The sequence below is a fragment of the Vibrio sp. 10N.222.52.B7 genome, assembly GCF_041474275.1.
Lineage (GTDB): Bacteria > Pseudomonadota > Gammaproteobacteria > Enterobacterales > Vibrionaceae > Vibrio > Vibrio crassostreae_C.
The window spans coordinates 1-928 of sequence record NZ_JBFRTU010000051.1; the positions used below are offsets into that span (position 1 = coordinate 1).

Below are 928 nucleotides of genomic sequence, written 5' to 3' on the forward strand. Positions count from 1 at the left end.
AGATTCAACGGTAAAGGTTTGCTGGAAGCTTTCCCCTGCGCCTAAATGTTGGACTTTATCATTGTCAATATCGTATGACCAATGGCCCTTTGCGTTGATATTGAACCGACCACCTTCGGCGGTGGTGATGGTTTGTGCAATAAAACCGGCTTGGTCGTGATCGGGGTCAATCACGTGTAACGTGCCGCCACTGCTGAGTTGATTAGTGGTATTGCCAAAGGAAGTGTGATCTTCGTAAACATGATTATTGAGGCTGGAGTAGGGCGTTACTTCAATTTTTGCTTGGTTATCTTCACCGGTCACCTTCACCATAATGGTGAGCTTTTGACCATCATTGGTTTCGATTTCGTAGGGGAGCTCCATCGACTCGCCAGCATGTAGGCTACCAATGAGATCGTCCGCATGACGATTGGTAACAGCTTCTAATCTGAATTGATAAGTGCCATTAGGCCAAACATCAAGGTGACCAGGCTCAAACCCTTGGCCTAAATACTTCCCGCTAAAAACAAACTGAGTGTTATCACCACTATCAGGGTCAATTAGCTGAAGCTGGCCTCTATAGAATTTAAATTCACTATCCAGCGCTTGTGTTTCAGTGAGCTGAATGACATTAGAAACCAGTGTGGCTTTATCATCTGTCCCGGCAATCGTAAGCGTGGCGGTTTGTTGCGTACTTCCACCATGGCCATCTTCTACTTGATAAGTGATAGCGATTTGTTGCGACTGACCATTGGCCAAATGGTTAAATGCGGGATCAGTGGCATCAACAATTAATGTATGACCATCAGTATCTAAGGTAATGCCCGTTGGAAGTTGGCCCGACTGAGGTTGACCATCGATGGCATATTCAAGGTGACTGATGGTTAAAGCGTCGCCGTCTTTGTCTGTGGCACCTACTAGCAGATTGAGGGTGTGATGATTATCGGCC

General features: G+C 46.2%; 1 protein-coding gene. It reads right to left on the bottom strand.

What is annotated here, in order from left to right:
- Nucleotides 1-928, bottom strand: a 928-nt coding sequence (locus AB4512_RS14065) for a VCBS domain-containing protein (protein ID WP_372175070.1), incomplete at both ends; no start/stop codon positions are given.